Source organism: Acidimicrobiia bacterium (genome assembly GCA_036271555.1).
In the GTDB taxonomy this organism is placed as follows: Bacteria; Actinomycetota; Acidimicrobiia; order IMCC26256; family PALSA-610; genus DATBAK01.
In genome coordinates this window covers 1-16,362 of record DATBAK010000056.1, presented here as the reverse complement: position 1 = coordinate 16,362, position 16,362 = coordinate 1, and the positions used below count along the sequence as shown (strand labels likewise).

At 68.7% G+C, this 16,362-nt stretch carries 15 protein-coding genes; 8 read left to right on the top strand and 7 right to left on the bottom strand.

All coding sequences use genetic code 11. The features are described from left to right. The coding region (locus tag VH914_13675) for a DUF998 domain-containing protein (GenBank protein HEX4492253.1) at window positions 1-573 on the bottom strand (573 nt) is incomplete at its 3' end. 184 nt (window positions 574-757) lie between these two features. Here VH914_13675 and VH914_13670 point away from each other — a divergent pair. Both VH914_13670 and VH914_13665 read left to right on the top strand, forming a co-directional pair. Further along, the gene (locus VH914_13670) at window positions 758-1,990 is read left to right on the top strand and encodes an acyltransferase (GenBank protein ID HEX4492252.1); all 1,233 of its coding nucleotides are present in this window, start codon (window positions 758-760) and stop codon (window positions 1,988-1,990) included. Further along, window positions 1,987-2,535 carry a hypothetical protein gene (locus VH914_13665; protein ID HEX4492251.1) on the top strand — a complete coding sequence of 183 codons (549 nt, stop codon included), beginning with the start codon at window positions 1,987-1,989 and terminating at the stop codon, window positions 2,533-2,535. The genes VH914_13670 and VH914_13665 overlap by 4 nt, the downstream gene beginning before the upstream one ends. 4 nt (window positions 2,536-2,539) lie before the next feature. Here VH914_13665 and VH914_13660 read toward each other — a convergent pair whose 3' ends face one another. Beyond that, on the bottom strand, window positions 2,540-2,929 hold the full coding sequence (locus VH914_13660; protein ID HEX4492250.1) for a nuclear transport factor 2 family protein: 390 nt from the start codon (window positions 2,927-2,929) through the stop codon (window positions 2,540-2,542). Next, window positions 2,926-4,302 carry an aromatic ring-hydroxylating dioxygenase subunit alpha gene (locus tag VH914_13655; GenBank protein ID HEX4492249.1) on the bottom strand — a complete coding sequence of 459 codons (1,377 nt, stop codon included), beginning with the start codon at window positions 4,300-4,302 and terminating at the stop codon, window positions 2,926-2,928. The genes VH914_13660 and VH914_13655 overlap by 4 nt, the downstream gene beginning before the upstream one ends. Between VH914_13655 and VH914_13650 the strand changes: the two genes are divergently transcribed. Beyond that, a complete protein-coding gene (locus tag VH914_13650; GenBank protein ID HEX4492248.1) occupies window positions 4,301-6,028 on the top strand; it encodes an NAD(P)/FAD-dependent oxidoreductase in 1,728 nt (575 codons plus the stop codon). The two genes, VH914_13655 and VH914_13650, sit on opposite strands and share 2 nt — an antisense overlap. Here the strand turns inward: VH914_13650 and VH914_13645 are convergent. After that, window positions 5,981-7,039, bottom strand: coding sequence for a cyclase family protein (locus VH914_13645; GenBank protein ID HEX4492247.1), 1,059 nt, complete (start codon window positions 7,037-7,039; stop codon window positions 5,981-5,983). The genes VH914_13650 and VH914_13645 overlap by 48 nt on opposite strands. 76 nt (window positions 7,040-7,115) lie before the next feature. Here VH914_13645 and VH914_13640 point away from each other — a divergent pair, with 76 nt between their 5' ends. From VH914_13640 to VH914_13630, 3 genes are read left to right on the top strand one after another with little or no spacing between them, the layout of a single operon-like run. After that, window positions 7,116-8,348 carry an amidohydrolase family protein gene (locus VH914_13640; GenBank protein ID HEX4492246.1) on the top strand — a complete coding sequence of 411 codons (1,233 nt, stop codon included), beginning with the start codon at window positions 7,116-7,118 and terminating at the stop codon, window positions 8,346-8,348. After that, window positions 8,345-9,238 (top strand): SDR family NAD(P)-dependent oxidoreductase, encoded by an 894-nt coding sequence (locus tag VH914_13635; GenBank protein HEX4492245.1) that lies wholly within the window; start codon window positions 8,345-8,347, stop codon window positions 9,236-9,238. The genes VH914_13640 and VH914_13635 overlap by 4 nt, the downstream gene beginning before the upstream one ends. Further along, complete coding sequence (locus VH914_13630; protein HEX4492244.1) at window positions 9,228-10,376, top strand: acyl-CoA dehydrogenase family protein; 1,149 nt, start codon at window positions 9,228-9,230, stop codon at window positions 10,374-10,376. The genes VH914_13635 and VH914_13630 overlap by 11 nt, the downstream gene beginning before the upstream one ends. Window positions 10,377-10,394: 18 nt before the next feature. Here the strand turns inward: VH914_13630 and VH914_13625 are convergent, their stop codons facing one another. Together VH914_13625 and VH914_13620 are read right to left on the bottom strand one after the other, a co-directional pair. Then, window positions 10,395-12,170, bottom strand: coding sequence for a hypothetical protein (locus VH914_13625; GenBank protein HEX4492243.1), 1,776 nt, complete (start codon window positions 12,168-12,170; stop codon window positions 10,395-10,397). Window positions 12,171-12,601: 431 nt separating this feature from the next. Continuing rightward, a complete protein-coding gene (locus tag VH914_13620; protein ID HEX4492242.1) occupies window positions 12,602-14,524 on the bottom strand; it encodes a dehydrogenase E1 component subunit alpha/beta in 1,923 nt (640 codons plus the stop codon). Window positions 14,525-14,604: 80 nt separating this feature from the next. On the opposite strand from VH914_13620, the gene VH914_13615 reads away from it, so the two are divergent. Both VH914_13615 and VH914_13610 read left to right on the top strand, forming a co-directional pair. Further along, on the top strand, window positions 14,605-15,384 hold the full coding sequence (locus VH914_13615; protein HEX4492241.1) for an SDR family NAD(P)-dependent oxidoreductase: 780 nt from the start codon (window positions 14,605-14,607) through the stop codon (window positions 15,382-15,384). Then, on the top strand, window positions 15,381-16,124 hold the full coding sequence (locus VH914_13610; GenBank protein ID HEX4492240.1) for an SDR family oxidoreductase: 744 nt from the start codon (window positions 15,381-15,383) through the stop codon (window positions 16,122-16,124). Before VH914_13615 ends, VH914_13610 begins: the two co-directional genes overlap by 4 nt. Here the strand turns inward: VH914_13610 and VH914_13605 are convergent. Beyond that, the coding region (locus VH914_13605) for a TetR/AcrR family transcriptional regulator (GenBank protein ID HEX4492239.1) at window positions 16,078-16,362 on the bottom strand (285 nt) is incomplete at its 5' end. The genes VH914_13610 and VH914_13605 overlap by 47 nt on opposite strands.

Here is a 16,362-nt window from a genome sequence, read left to right as displayed (position 1 = left end):
GTACACGTGACCGGCGAACAACAGGAGCGCGATCAACGCGAGCGGCGCGCCGACCCGCATCGTCCAGCGCAGACGGTTCGGGACGGTCACCGCGAGTCCGAGCACGAGGATGCCGGCGGTGCCGACACCGATCGCGAGCGCCGCGCCGACGACGTGCAGCGCGCCGACGGTGTTCTCGGGGAAGCAACCGACGAGACCGGTTCCCACGCCCGCGATCGCAAGGGCCGTGAAGCCGATGCGGGCCGCGAGTCGCTCGGCGGGCTCACGTTCGGCGAACGCCTGGTAGATCAGCACCGATCCGGCGATCATGCCCGCGCCGAGGAGCACGAATTCACCGTTCATCCACGCGTGGCGAGGTGAGCACAGCGTCCGCCTGCACGACGTGTTGCCCAGATCGCTGATCGTGTTGCCGAACCAGCTGTACGAGGGCCGCCAGACCGACGCGACGACGACCTGCACGACGAAATAGAGCGCGCTCAGAATCCAGATCGTCGGTCCGAGCCACGGAACGTCGGCGGCGATTGCGTTGACGCGACTCGCTCGCCTCGGCCGCGCCGCCTCCCTCGCGATCATCCGTTGCCACCGTCGCATCGAGCCCGACTATGCCTCGGCACGAGCCCGCGCGTCGTCGCTCCCGCGGCGGTCGCCGATGCGCCGCGACGTGTGGCTCCCGCGTTTTGCGCGACCCGGCCGTACGCAACAGGCTGGGAGCACGGCATTCTGCGAGCCGGGGAAGCTCGTCGGGGGTGGATCGAGGGTGATCGCGAGCGAGAAGCGGGCGCGCTTCGGCTACCAACCCGCGCTCGACGGTGTCCGCGCGCTCGCGATGGCGCTCGTCGTGCTCGTGCACTATCCGTGGGGCGTCGCGTCCATCCGGCCGAAGCCGTTCGGCGGCGGCTTCCTCGGCGTCGACGCGTTCTTTGTGCTGTCGGGATTCCTCATTACGACGCTGCTGCTCCAGGAACACGCACGATTCGGCGCCGTGAGCCTGCGTCGCTTCTACGCGCGCCGGGCGCTGCGCCTCCTGCCCGCGCTCGCCGTCCTGCTCGTCATCGCGTGCGTGTTGCACGTCACGCTGGCGGCGAAGGACCCGAATCGCCCCGAGACCAACGGGCTGCTCGGCGCGGCGTTCTACGTCGCGAACTGGGTCGGCATCTACCAGCCGCGGGCCGTCGGGGTGATCTTCGACACGTGGTCGCTCGCGATCGAGGAGCAGTTCTACGTCGTCTGGCCGTTGATCCTCGTGCTGCTCCTCACGCGACGGGTGCGAGCGAGAACGCTCGCGCTCTTGACGGCAGGCGGAATCGCGGCGTCGGCGGCGTGGCGCGCGTGGTACTGGAACGATCACCTCCACCACCTGCACCAGACGACCTACACCGGCACGAACAAGCTGCTGGCTCTGGTCGCGGCCGAGGCGAACAACCACCGGCTGCTCGGTGTGTGGCAGCGGATCTACTTCGGGTCCGACACGCGCGCCGACTCACTTCTCGCCGGCTGCCTCACCGCGATCCTGTTGTTCTTCCTCCTGCCCCGGCTCGGAGACCGCGCCCGTTCGCGGCTCGGCTGGCTGGCCTGGGGCGCGCTCCTCGCCGCGGGCGTGATCATCTGGCGCGCGGTCTACATCTTCTCCGGCTGGCTCCCCGACTGGGGCTTTCTCGCCTTCGCCGTCGCGATCGGGGTGCTCATCGCCGGGCTCGTCGCCTCGCCCGGCAACCCGGTCTCACGGGTGCTGGCGCTCGCGCCGCTCGCGTGGCTCGGGAGGCGCTCGTACGCGATCTACCTCTTCCACCCGCTCGTGTTCGCGTACCTCGACCGACAGCACGTGCATCTCTCGCCGCCGCTCTCCTTCGTCTTCCAGGTCGGCGTGATCCTCGTCGTCGGTGAGCTCTCGTACCGGCTCGTCGAGGCACCGATGCTGCGACGAAAGACGCGCTTCGAGGCTCGCGACGACGGAACCATTCGACGACGGGCCTCGTCAGAGTCCGTGTGACGCGTTCGACGACGACCAGCCCCGGTCTCGTCGCGCTCGTCCTCGCCACGATCGTGACCGTCGGCGCCTGCGGTGCCGGGCCGCACTACGCCGTCGGCACGCCGGCGGTGCGCGTGCTCGCGAAGTCCGGGTGCCCGAAGGCGATCGCGGGCGATCACGACGTGAAGAACGAAGGCGATGCGCACGGTTCGACCTTGCTGCCGTCGCTCCGACCGACGGGGGGAATCGTCTGTGGCTACAAGTGGACGTACCCGCCCGCCCGGCTGCAGGAGTCTCGACGGCTCGACGTCGCGCGCGCCCGCACCCTCGCGGCCGTGATCAATCGCATTCATCTCGGGCAGGCATCCGGCATGATCAACTGCCCGATGGACACGGGTCTGGTACGGATCTTCGTGTTCACATACCGCGCCGCGCCCGACGTCGATCTCTGGTGGAAGGCCGACGGCTGTCAGACGCTCGACAACGGCTTCCGGATCGGGATCGAAGGCGGGAACCCGAGCTTCTACGACGACTTCTACGACGAAGTGCAGAACCTCGCGCTCTGAACCGCTACTCGATCGGGGTCAGCGATCTCCGCGCGAACTTCCACGTTTTGCCGTCGCGGCGGAGTGTGTCGTCGTAGCGGCCGACCATCTGCACGCTCCACCCGTCCTTGCCCTGCAGCAGGAACACAACGTCGCTGATCGCGCGCGCGTCGTCGTCGGTCCACTCGGTCAGCAACGTGTTCGCGACGACGTGCCGCTGCGGTCGGCGCGGTGTCCAGCGCGCGTACGCGGCGCGCAACGCGTCGTGGCCTTCGAGCCGACCCATGCCCGGCATCTCGGACACGCCGTCGGGCGCGAAGGTCGCGACGACGTCGTCGGTCCGACCGTCGTCGAGCGCGAGGGTGTACGCCGCGATCGCGGCGCGCACCCCCTCGACGACGTCGGCGTGAGTCACAGCTCGAAATCGGCGATCGCGCGCTCGAGCGGATTGACGTTCACTTCGCGCAGCGCCGGCAGCAGCCGCTCGGTCGGCAGCCCCGCAAGGTAGCCGTCGATCGTGCGGTGGAAGTTCGAGATGTGGCCTTCCATCCGCTCCGACAGCCGCATGTACTCGAAGCCGCGCGCGTGCAGCCCGCGCTGCTGGCGGGGCAGGTTCGAGAAGTCCTGCGCGGGGATCGGCGGCCAGCGCGCGTCGTCGCACTCCCACGGCTCGGGCGGCACCGGCCGCTCGCGCGCTTCGTCCGCGGGGAAGCGCGTCAACGACCAGATCTCCATGAGCGTCTCCTCCGGCCCGAGCGGCCGGAAGCGGTACGACGACGCGCTGCTGTACATCGGCAGCACGAACCAGTGCGGGAAGCAGTAGCCCATCGGCTCGTCGAGCTGCTGCGCGGCGAGCGCCGAGAGGTCGGGGATGTCGTCGCCGCGCTCGCGATGCCACGCCGTGACCGCGTCGTTGAGCTCGCGGTGCCACGTCGCGATCGCCGCGTCCGGATCGTCCGGCAACTCAATCTCGGCGCGGAGCCGCTCGGCGACCGCGACATCGTTCGCGTGCACCATGCCGGCCATGCCGTCGCTCATCGTGTGGAGGTAGCGAAGGTCGGCAGCGATGTACGCACGCGGATCGACCTCACCCTTGCGCGATCCGTAGCGGCCGGGAATCACGAGCTGCGGATGCGTCTCGACAACGTGGTACTGCTCGACGAACGCCTCTTGCGCGAGCTTCCAGTTCACCGGCAGCCGGCACGAGTACCACCAGTCGGTGCGCAGCGACTCGACCCTCCACCCGTCGAGCACACTCGCACTCGGTTCGAGGCACTGTCGCAACGGGAGCGCGTCGGTGTCGAGGTTGATCCACGCGCAACCACCCCACGTCTCGCAGCGCACCGGCACGAGATCGATCTCGCCCGGATGCAGGTTGTGCTCCGAGAACGCCTTCGCGCGCGGCACGTGCGTGTTCCCGCCGTCGGCTCCATAGCACCAGCCGTGGAACGGGCACACGAATCCGCTCTCACATGTTCCTCGACCCTCGACGACGCGCACGCCGCGGTGCCGGCACGCGTTCTCGAACGCGCGCACGTCGCCGGCGGCGGTGCGCAGCACGATCACCGACTGGTCGAGGATCTCGTACTCGACGAAGTCGTTCGGCTGCGGGATCTCCTCGAGCCGGCACGCCATCTGCCAGACGCGCGGCCAGAGCCGCTCGACCTCGAGCGCGTAGAAGTCGGGGTCGTAGTAACGCTCCTTGCGCACGCGGTCGGGCGTCTCGATCGCGAACGGCACGGGCTCGGCCACGACCAAAGAGTAGACCGATCGGTACAATCCGCGCATGGACGACGCGCCCACCGTCGACGTGCTCGTCGTCGGTGCCGGCATCACCGGCATCTACCAGCTGTACCGCGCCCTCGAATCGGGGTTCTCGGCGCAGCTGCTCGAGGCGGGCGACGGCGTCGGCGGTACATGGTTCTGGAACCGTTACCCCGGCGCGCGCTTCGACTCCGAGAGCTACACGTACGCGTACCTCTTCTCGCGCGAGCTGTTCGACGAGTGGGAGTGGCAGGAGCACTTCGCGTCGCAGCCGGAGATCGAGCGCTACCTGAATCACGTCGTCGACCGATTCGATCTGCGCCGGCACATGCACTTCGGCGCGCGCGTCGCCGCCGCCGAGTACGACGACGCGACCGCGACGTGGGCGGTGACGACGGAGCCGGTGAGCGGTCAGCGACGAACGACACCGAAGTCCCGTGCCGAGACGAGCGAGCATGCGACCGGGGACAGCGCCGACGGCGCGCGCGTCGTCGCGCGCTATCTCGTCGCCGCGACCGGCGTGCTGTCGATCCCCTACTTCCCCGATGTGCCCGGCCGCGACAACTTCCGCGGCGAAGCGCTTCACACCGGGCTCTGGCCCGCGACGCCCGTCGACTTCGCCGGCGCGCGCGTCGCGGTCATCGGCACGGGTTCGAGCGGCGTGCAGCTGATCCCCGAGATCGCCGCCGACGTCGCCGCGCTCACCGTCTACCAACGCACGCCGAACTGGTGCACGCCGCTCAACAACGCGCCGATCACGCCGGAGGAGCAGGCGCAGCTGCGCGCCGACTTCGAGCAGATCCGCCAGACGTTGAACACGTCGCCCGCGGGCTTCCTGCACCCGATGCACGACCGGGCGACCGCCGACGACACCGAGGCGGAGCGCCGCGCCTTCTACGAGGCGATGTGGGCGCGTCCGGGCTTCGGCAAGCTCATCAGCCACTACACCGACATGATGTTCGACGACGCCGCGAACGCGCAGTGGTGCGAGTTCGTGGCCGAGAAGGTGCGCGCGGTCGTCGGCGATCCTGCGGTCGCGGAGCGGCTGATCCCGAAGGACCATCGCTTCGGCGAGAAGCGACCGCCGTTCGTGACCGGCTACTACGAGATCTACAACCGACCGAACGTCGAGCTCGTCGACCTCGTCGCGACCCCGATCACGCGCGTCACCGCCAACGGGATCGTGACGACCGAGCGCGAACGCGCGCACGACATCATCGTGTGGGCGACCGGCTTCGACTTCGGCACCGGCGCACTCGCGCGCATGGGCATCCGCGGGCGCGATGGGGTGATGCTCGTCGACGCGTGGGCCGAGGGTCCGCGCACGTTCCTCGGTGTGCAGGCCGCGGGATTCCCGAACCTCTTCTTCCCCGGCGGTCCGCACGCAGCGGCGGGCAACAACCCGCGCTACAACGGCGACCAGGTCGACTTCGTCGTCGACACGCTCGTGTACGCGCGCGAGCACGGATACGAGCGGATCGAGGTCGATGCCGCCGCAGAAGACAAGTGGACGAGCATGGTCGACCGCGGCGCGGTGAAGTCGTCGTTCGGCGAGTGCAGCTACTACTTCGGCACCAACATCCCCGGAAAGCCTCGCAAGTACCTGCTGAACTCAGGCGGGCGACCGAAGCTCTTCTCGGTGATCGCCGACGTCGTCGCGAACGACTACGGCCAGTTCCTCATGTCGAGCACCGCGCGTGCGTCAGACGGTGGCGACCGGAGTCAGCGGGCAGCCGACCGCGCCCGGTAGCCGCAGCGGAGGCGCAGTGAGGAGGAAGCGGCTGCGGTGGTGTTCGCGCAGCCAGGCCGCGAGCTCGTGCAGATACCACATCTCGCCGAGCGGCACTCCGAGGCGGAACAGGCAGAGGTGGTGGATCGGCAGCAACGAGTGCCGGTCGGGGTTGCGGTCGCGACCGACGAGGCCCTCGACCGCGTAGTTGTCGGCGACGAGCCCGGCGATCTGCGAGTCGGCGATCCATTCGAGCAACGACTCGTCGCGCGCGTCGAGGTACGTGCACATACGGTGGATCTGCACCGGATCCGGCTCGCGATTCCACTCGAGCACCTGCGTCGCGAAACCGGTGTGCAGCAGCAGGATGTCGCCGGGCTCCACGACGACGTTGTCGGCCGTCATGATGTTCTCGAGCGTCGCGCGGTCGACCCCGCGCCACTCCGTACCGAGGTGATGCGCGAGGTCGACGAGCACACCGCGCCCTTGCACGCCGGTCGCCGCCATGTGCTCGAGCCCGAGATGCTTCGCGAAGCAGCGGTGCTTGCTGCCGTCGCCGCGCGCGTCTTCCTGCGGACCGACGAGATCGACATCCGAGCGGTAGCCGTTGTAGAAGACGGCCTCTTCGACACCGTCGCCGTCGGCATCGAACTCCGCGCCTGCGTGCGCAAGCGAGTCCCACTGCGTCGAGTACTGGAGCGAGAGCGTGACGGTGTCGTCGACCCACACGTCGACGTACCGCGGGTCGCCCCACTCCGGCATCTCGCTCTGGTGGACGTTGTAGAAGGTCGCGGGCGTGCCGTCCATGTCCTCGGTCGGCGCGAGCACCGGAGGATGACGGCGCTGGTTCAGCGCGGTGCCGCCCGGATAGTCGAGCGGCAAGCTGAGGCAGAAGCTGATTCCGGCCTCCACCTCGCGCACACCTTGGCGCACTTTCTCGGGCGTGAGCAGGTTGATGCGACCGAGCTCGTCGTCGTCGCCCCAGTCACCCCACGTCGAACCGGCCGGCCGTTGCGTCCACCGCTTCGCCACCGCGCGCCTCCGTCGGTGATCGCATCTTGGACCGATTGGTCTAATGTCTGCCGCGAGCCGAAGCAAGGTTGCGTGCATGGCCCCCAACGACTTCGTGGTCTCCGCCGACGGGCACATCGTCGAGCCGACCGATCTCTTCCGCACTCGACTCCCGAAGCACCTGCGCGACCGCGGTTTCTGGGAAGAGGACTTCGACATCGAGCCACTCGTCGAAGGCGGCGTGCGCGAGTTCGCGCGCGTGCGCACGCCCGGCTTCGAAGGCTGGGCCGTGTCGCGCTACCGCCATTTCGACGGCACGCCGCACACCGGCGACCCCGAGCGGATGCTCGACGACATGGACCTCGACGGCATCGACGCGCAGGTGATGCACCCGAACCGCTCCCTGTTCGCGCTCTACAGCGACGACCACGAGCTCTCGATCGCACACGCACGCGTGTACAACGACTACGTCGTCGAGCGCTACACGCCGTACCTCGACCGCATCGCGCCGACCGCGCCGATCCCGCTCACCGATATCGACGACGCGGTCGCGGAGATCGAGCGCGTCGCGGGCTCGGGGTTCCGCGCCATCCTGCTGCCTGCGAACGCGCCACTTCCGTTGTACGCCGCCGACCTCGACCCGGTCTGGGCCGCGGCACGCGCGAACGGCACGCACGTGTTCTTCCACTGCGCGACCGGCGGCGTGAAGATGGGCGAAGCCGAGTCGCCGGTGCTGCGCCAGGTGCGCTCGATGGCCGACGAGCTGAACCACCCGATGGACAGCCGGATCGCGTCGAAGCGGATGATGGCGCAGTGCGTCTACAACACGATCAACCCGCAGCAGATCGTCGTCGAGCTGCTCGCGGGCGGCGTGCCCGAGCGCTACCCCGAGCTGCACTTCGGGCTCATCGAGTTCAACGCGCACTGGCTCGCGTCGCTCGTCGGCGCGATCGAGAAGGCGTGGACGACGGGCGTCGGGCAGGATGCCGACTGGTGGCTCGGCTACTGGGACGACTCGCGCGGCGCCGGCGACCAGCCGCAGATGGCGCGCATGTTCGACGTCAATGAGAAGTGGCCACACCCGCTGCGACCCGCCGAGTACGTGCAGCGCCAGTTCCACGTGTCGTTCCAGGACGATCCGATCGCAGTCGCGTGCCGGCACGTCACCGGTGTGTCGACGATCGTGTGGGGCTCCGACTACCCGCACGCCGAAGGCACGTTCCGCGGTTCGCAAGCGCTGATCGCACAGCAGTTCGCGGGCGTCTCCGACGAAGACCGCGCCGCGATGCTCGGCGGGACGCTCGGCGATCTGCTCGGGCTCGAACACTGAGCGAGCTCCGTTTCGACGGGCGCGTCGCGATCGTCACCGGCGCGGGACGCGGCATCGGCCGCGCGCACGCATGCCTGCTCGGCGCGCGCGGCGCGCGCGTCGTGGTGAACGATCTCGGCGGATCGATCCAAGGCGACGGTGCGGACGCGCAGCCCGCGGCGGTGGTTGCGGCGGAGATCGTCGCGGCCGGCGGTGAGGCGATCGCCGACGCGCACGATGTCTCGACGGCTGAGGGCGCGCAGGCTTTAGCCGAGGGCGCGATCGCGCAGTTCGGGCGCGTCGACGCGCTCGTCAACAACGCGGGAATCGTGCGCTGGGCCGGGTTCCCGGATGTCGACGACGACAACCTCGCGCGCCACCTCGCGGTGCACGTGTTCGGCGCGTTCCACACGACGCGCGCGGTGTGGCCCCACATGGTCGAGCGGGGCTCCGGGCGGATCGTGATGACGACGTCGACGGGCATCCTCGGCCTGCCGAACAACGTCTCGTACGCGACGGCGAAGGCGGCCGTGATCGGGATGACGCGCAGCCTCGCGACCGCGGCCGCGCCGCACCGCATCGCCGTCAACGCGATCGCGCCGGCCGCGTTCACGCGCATGGCCGGACCGGAGCCACCGAATGCGGACGCGATGGCGCCCGAGCTCGTCGCGCCGATGGCCGCGTTCCTCGCGCACGAGGCGTGTCCGGTGAACGGCGAGGTCTACGTCGCGGGCTTCGGCCGCTTCGCGCGTCTGTTCCTCGCCTCGACGGCGGGCGCACTGATCGAGCGGCCGACCATCGAGGGTGTCGCGCAGCAGTGGGATGCGATCAACGACGAGCGCGGCTACACGGTCCCCGACGATCTCATGGAATGGTCGACGGGATTCACCGCGCACCTGCGTGCCCACTGACGTGGACTTCTCCCTCACCGAACGCGAGCACGACCTCGTCGACCTGTGCCGCGACTTCGCGCAACGAGAGATCGCCACCCGCGCGCCGCGGGCGTGGGACGACGCGCGCTGCCCCACCGACCTCCTGCGCGAGATGGGCGCGCTCGGGTTGCTCGGCATGCTCGTGCCCGAGGAGTGGGGCGGCATCGGCATGTCGACGGTCGGGTTCGTCGCCGCGATGGAGCAGATCGGGCACGCCGACCAGTCGGTCGCGGCAGCGTGGCAGGCCCACGCGACGATCGGTTCGCTGCCGCTCCTGCTGTTCGGCACCGACGTGCAACGCGAGCGCTGGCTCCGTCCGCTCGCGGAGGGCCGCACACTCGGCGCGTTCGGTCTGACCGAGCCCGACGCGGGATCCGACGCGCGCGGTATCCGCACGCACGCCGAGCGGCGCGACGGCGGCTGGGTGATCAACGGGCGCAAGACGTTCATCTCGAACGCGGGGACCGACATGTCGTTCGGCGTGACCTTGCTCGCGCGCACCGGCGACGACGGCGGGTACGCGAGCTTCGTCGTCGAGAAGGACACGCCCGGCTTCACGATGGGGCCGAAGCTGCGCGGGATCGGCTGGCGCGGGCTCGACACGCGCGAGCTCGCCTTCGACGACGTGTGGGTTCCCGACGACCACCTGCTCGGCGATCCCGCGATGGGGCTGAACCAATTCCTGCGCACGCTCGAGGTGGGCCGCATCTCGATCGCGGCGCTGTCGCTGAGTCTGACGCAGGCGGTGCTCGACCTCGCCCTCGACTATGCGAAGCAGCGCGAGCAGTTCGGCCAGCCGATCGCGTCGTTCCAGGCGATCCAGTTCAAGCTCGCCGACATCGCGACCGAGCTCGAGGCCGCGCGGTGGCTCACGTACCGCGCGGCCTCATTGCGCGACGCGGACGAGCCGTTCCGCAAGGAAGCCGCGATGGCGAAGCTCAAAGCGAGCCGCGTCGCGACGTGGGCCGCGTCGGAGGCCGTGCAGATCCACGGCGGCGTCGGCTACATGCTCGACTCCCCCGTCGCCCGCTTCTACTGCGACTCGAAGGTGCTCGAGATCGGCGAGGGCACCAACGAGATCCAGCACCTCGTCATCGCCCGCGCACTTGGGTGCTAGCACACCGTCGGTCGTTCGCTACGGCTGGATACGGCCGATGGCGTCTGTCCCGTCGTTCGTGAACCAGATGCCCCCATCCGATCCCGCCGCAATCCCTTCGAGACCGCTGATTCGGTGATCGGTGTAGGAGCTGACGGCACCAGCCGTCGTGATTCTCCCGATCGACCAATTTCCAAAGCTCGTGAACCAGAGCGCGCCGTCAGGTCCGGCTGTGATCGCGGTCGGATAGTCGATTGTCGGAGCAGTGAACTGAGTGATGGTGCCGTCCGTTGTGATGCGACCAATGGAATTGTTCTGTGAATTCGCGAACCACAACGCTCCGTCGCTGCCGGCCGTGATCGAATCCGGAAAGCTGATGGAGGGCGAGGTATAGAGGGTAATCTGCCCACTGGTCGAGATTCGGCCGATCTCGTTGTCTCCACACATCGTCGTGAACCACAACGCGTTGTCTGGACCATTGACGATCGCATATGGGCACGGAATGTCCCCGCCGCCGTAAAAGGTGAATTGTCCATCGGCGGTCACTCGTCCTATCGAACCGTTCTGGGTGAACCACATGGCACCATCTGGGCCGAGCGTAATGCCTTCCGGATATTCGACATTCGGGTCTGAGTACTCGGTGATCACACCCTGCGTTGTTACGTGTCCGATCGCGCTAGGAAAGTCGGTGAACCACTCCGTACCATCGGGACCCGGGGCAACGGCTTCCGCCAGGCAGGAGTCCGGGCACGGATAGCGACTCACCTTTCCAGAAGTGGTAATTCGCCCAAGCGAGTGATTCACATAACTATCGCTCGTGAACCACAACGATCCATCGGGACCGCTCGCGATTTGATAGGGATTGCTTATCCCGGAGGTTGTCCCGCGCGTGAAGACGCCCGACGTCGTCAGTCGTCCGATCACATGGTTGTACTGCTTTCCGTTCGTAAACCAGAGCGCTCGGTCTGCTCCGACCGCGATGCCGTACGGCGAGTGAACGCTGGAACCTCGAAAGGCAGCCACAGCCGATGTCGTCGAGACCCGACCGATGGAATCCCGCTTGCGGTCAGCCCCGTTGGTGAACCACATTCCTCCGTCTGGTCCGGCAACGATCGAAGTCGGGGAGGCAATTGTCCGGCCTTTGTAGTTGGTGATAACGCCAGCAGTGGTAATCCGGCCGATCGAGTTGCCGGATCGGTTCGTGAACCACAATGCATGGTGCTGACCGGCGGCAATGCCAAATGGGCCGTCGATGGTCGGACTCGTGTAGTTCGTGACTCTGCCGATGGTCGTGAGTCGACCGATTGAATTGTTGGACTGGGTGAACCACAGGGCACCGTCTGGACCGGCAGCAATTTCTACAGGAGCGACAATTGTCGGATCGGTGAGGTTGCTCACCTTTCCAGACGTCGTGATTCGTCCGATCGAGTTGTTACCGCGATTTGTGAACCACAGCGCCCCGTCGGAGCCGAGGGCGATGCCGAACGGTGCGCTGATGCTCGGATCGGTGTAATTCGAAATGTGGCCGGACGTATCGATTCTGCCGATCGAGTCGTTGCCGTAATTCGCGAACCACATCGCTCCGTCGCGACCGGCGACGATTCCGTAGGGATCGTCCACCGTGACATCCGAGTACGTGGTCACATGGTGGTCGGCCGTGATCCTGCCTATTGCATTGGTATTGGTGAACCACAGCGCGCCGTCAGGACCCAGACTGATCATGCGCCCGTCGATGCCTGCGTAGATGTTGATGGACCCGGCTGCCGCGGCGCCTGCACCTGTCCCCCGCGATACGGCACCAGCTTGCGTCGGCACGCCTGCGATCGCGCAGACCGCGCCCAGCGCGACAACCCAGGCGACGACACCTCGACGCCTACGGAGGGACCGGCGAGCTATCCCGACTCGATCAGCTTCGCAAGCGAGCATCGCTGCACCCCTTTGGCTGAACGCGCCGCTCCGGCTCAGGACCCTTTCCAGTCCGCATGGTGCGGCCGGCGAAGGACAATGCTCACTCGACCCGTCGCCGGGCGCGGGCGCTTTGCGGACGGGCACTCCGAAAGCGACCCTATCCGCGTCGGTTGCGTGCGTCAGGCCCGTCGGCCGGTACCCGGGGTGTGGGCGCGCGGGTCGTCGCACCCGGCCACGCAGCGTTGCGACTCGCACATTGAGCGACGGTGCAGAACGCGTACTGCACGGGTTCGAATGACGCGCAGCACTGAGTGATGTCGACCCTTCATCGCGAGCGATCAGATTCGCGCGAGGCGGCGGATCGTGGTCTCGATGTCGGTCCGATCGGGCAGCCAGGCGCGTTCGAGGTCGGGCGCGTAGGGCGGCGGCGTCGCGAACGCGCCGACGCGTTCGATCGGCGCGTCGAGGTCGAAGAACGCCTCGCGCGCGACCGTGGCCGCGATCTCGGCACCGATGCCGAACGGCACGACGGCCTCGTGCGCGATCAGCAGCCGGCTCGTCTTGCGCACCGACTCGAGCACGGTCGCGAAATCGAGCGGCGCGACGGTCCGGAGATCGATCACCTCGACGGAGATCCCGTCGCTTGCGACTGCTTCCGCGGCCGCGAGCGCTTCGTGCACCATGCGCGACACCGACACGACCGTCACGTCGGTCCCGACGCGCGCCACACCTGCCTTGCCGATCGGCACGAGATGGTCGGCCGGCGGTTGCGGGCCTTTCATCCCATAGAGCAGACGGTTCTCGATGAACACGACCGGGTTCGGATCGCGAATCGCGGCGCGCAGCAGCCCGTACGTGTCGGCGGGGGTCGACGGCATCACGACGGTGAGCCCGGGAATGTGCGCGAGCAACGCTTCGAGGCTCTGCGAATGCTGGCTCCCCGACGATCGACCGGCGCCGAACTGCGTGCGCACCGTCAAGCCCATCGGCGCGGCGCCCCCGGTCATGAACGGCAGCTTCGCGGCCTGGTTCAGCAGCTGGTCGAGGCACACGCCGACGAAGTCGAGGTACATCACCTCCACGACCGGGCGCAGACCGGCCATCGCCGCGCCGACGCCGAGCCCGACGATCGCGGTCTCGGAGATCGGCGTGTCGCGCACCCGGTCGCCGAAGCGATCGCGCAGCCCACGCGTCAGGCCGAACACGTTGCCGCCCTCGCCGATGTCGATGCCGGCGAGCGCGACGCGATCGTCGGTCTCGAGCTCGTGTTCGAGCGCGCTCCGGATCGCGTCCATCGTGCGGAACTCCGGCGCGTCGTGCGGGAGCGGCCGCGGCTCGGGAATCAACGGGCGCGCACGGACCACGTAGTCGTGAACCGACGCGGGATCCGGATGCGCGCAGACCCGCGCGGTCGCGACCGCCGCATCCAACTCGCGCGCGACATCAGCCGTGAGCGCCAGCACCGCCTCGGGATCGAGTCGCGCGCCGTGCACGACGAGTGGATCGCGCGCGTCCCATTCCCGCCGTTCCGCGTCGGAGCGATAGCGCTGCGGATCGCCTTCGTAGTGACCGTGGTGCCGGTACGTTGTCGCCTCGACGATCACCGGTCCTTCCCCTCGACGCACGCGTGCGACGACCTCTTCCATCACGGCCACGGTCGCGATCACGTCGTTGCCGTCGACCGCGACGAAGTCGACGCCGTAGCCGCGCGCGCGCGCTTCGAGCGTCGCCACGTGCTGTGTCGCCGCGGGTGAGAACTCCGCGTAGCCGTTGTTCTCGCAGAAGAACACGACCGGCAACCGCCACACCGCCGCGAGGTTCACGGCCTCGTGGAACGCGCCGGCCGCGACCGCGCCGTCGCCGAAGAACGCGACCGCGATCGCATCGGACCCGCGCAGGGTCGCGGCCCACGCCGCGCCGACCGCGATCGGCAGCCCCGCGGCGACGATCCCGTTCGCGCCGTAGATGCCGAGCGCCGGATCCGCGATGTGCATCGAACCGCCGCGGCCACGGTTCGTCCCCCGCTCGCGCGCCATCAGCTCCGCGAACATCGGCTCGGGTTCGAGACCCTTCGCGAGGCAGTGGCCGTGACCCCGGTGCGTCGACGTGATCACGTCGTCCGTACGAAGTGGCGAGCACGCGCCGACGGCCGCGGCCTCCTGCCCGATCGAGAGGTGCACGAAGCCGGGCACCTCGCCGTCCCGGTACAGCGTGGCGACGCGTTCCTCGAAGCCGCGGATCAGCAGCATCCTCCGGTGCATCTCGAGGAGCTCGGCCGGTGCGAACACGAACCCGGTATTGTACTGGTCGGTCCACTTTGGCGCGCCATGGGCACAGGACGATGACGACGCAGATCGAGATCCCCGATTCCTTCCCACGCGGCGGCGACGTCAGAGGCAAGCGCGTCGTCGTCACCGGCGCGAGCCGCGGCCTCGGCCGCCTGCTCGCACACGCGTTCGCGCGCGCCGGCGCACTGCTCACGCTCGTCGCGCGCACCGAACGTGATCTCAAGGCCGTGGCCGACGAGCTCGACGGGCCGGCGCTCGTGTGTGCGGGCGACGTCACCGACGCCGACTTCAACGCCTCGGTGGCGAGCGCGACCGTCGCCGAGTGGGGCGGGCTCGACGTCTGGATCTGCAACGCCGGCATCTCGCCCGTCGTCGGCGGGCCCCTCGACATCGATCCCGCAGTGTGGTGCGCCGTGCTCGACGTGAACCTCACCGGCTCGTTCCTCGGTGCACGCGCCGCGGCACGCGTCATGAAGCCCGGCGGTCGCATCCTCTTCACCGGCTCGGTGCTCGGCGAGCGGCCGCGCGCCGGATTGAGCGCGTACAGCGCGTCGAAGGCCGGCCTCGTCGGGCTCGCGAAGGGCCTCGCGCTCGACCTCGCGCCCGCGGGCATCACGGTGAACGTCGTTGCGCCGGGTTGGTTCGACTCGCCCCTCGCCGAGGGCTGGATGCAGAACCCCGCGCTCGCGGCCGAGATCGTCGATCACACGCCCCAGCGCCGTTGGGGCCGCAACACCGACCTCGCCGGCGCGTACCAATTCCTTGCGTCGGATGCCGCGGCCTTCGTCACCGGCAGCGTGCTCAATGTCGACGGCGGCTACCTCCTCGCGTGAGCACTCGACGGGTCGTCGCCATCACAGGCGGGGGCGGCTCGCTCGGCGCCGCGTTGAGCGCGCGCTTCGCGGGCGAGGCGAACACCGATGTCGTGCTCAGCGACGTCGACGAGGGCGCGCTCGCCGCGACGGTCGCCGGGTTGCCCACGACACGCGGCGCGCTCGAGACCGTGCTCGCCGACGTCGGCGATTTCGACGCGGTCGAAGCGGTCGTTCGGCGGGCGGTCGACACCTTCGGCCGGCTCGACGTGATGATCAGCAACGCGGGCGTGCTGTCGCCGAGCGGCCGCATCCACAATCTCGCGAGCGACGACTGGGACCGCGCGTTCCGCGTGAACGTGATGGGCGCGGTGAACGCGATCCGCGCCGCGGTACCCGTGATGCGCGGGCAGCACGAGGGATCCATCGTGCTCACGGCGTCGGTTTCGGGTCTGACCGCGTGGTCGCACGCGGCGCCCTACTGCGTCACCAAAGCCGGCGTGATCGAGCTCGCCAAGGTCGCGGCCGTCGAGTACGCGCGCGACGGCGTCCGCGTGAACTGCGTGTGTCCGGGCACGTTTCGTTCCGGAATCCACGCCGGACTCGCCGACGACGCGCTCGACGCGATCGCGGCCCGTCATCCCCTCGGACTCGGAACGCCTGCGGATCTCGTCGGCGCGTACTCCTACCTCGCGAGCGACGCCGCGCGCTGGACTACCGGCGCGGCGCTGATCGTCGACGGGGGGTACGCGGCGCCGTAGCGCCGTCGTTCGTGATCCCGCGAATGAACAGATCCGCGAATGGCTTGGCGACATCGCGCGCCGAGAGCCGGCCGCCCGGCTTCAGCCACAGATACGTGTAGTTGTGCATGCCGAGCCACGCGAGCGCGGTGAGGCGCACGTCGACGGCACGGAACTCGCCGGCCTTGATGCCGGCACGCAGGATCTTCTCGACCCGCCGCTCGTATTCGCGCCGGCGCACGCGGAACTGCTCGGCGCG

What these genes read in the sequence shown, in the direction of transcription:
- VH914_13620 (HEX4492242.1), bottom strand. Translation starts at nt 14,524, where the DNA reads ATGCACCGGAGGATGCTGCTGATCCGCGGCTTCGAGGAACGCGTCGCC.
- VH914_13640 (HEX4492246.1), top strand. Translation starts at nt 7,116, where the DNA reads ATGGCCCCCAACGACTTCGTGGTCTCCGCCGACGGGCACATCGTCGAG.
- VH914_13655 (HEX4492249.1), bottom strand. Translation starts at nt 4,302, where the DNA reads ATGCGCGGATTGTACCGATCGGTCTACTCTTTGGTCGTGGCCGAGCCC.
- VH914_13615 (HEX4492241.1), top strand. Translation starts at nt 14,605, where the DNA reads ATGACGACGCAGATCGAGATCCCCGATTCCTTCCCACGCGGCGGCGAC.
- VH914_13650 (HEX4492248.1), top strand. Translation starts at nt 4,301, where the DNA reads ATGGACGACGCGCCCACCGTCGACGTGCTCGTCGTCGGTGCCGGCATC.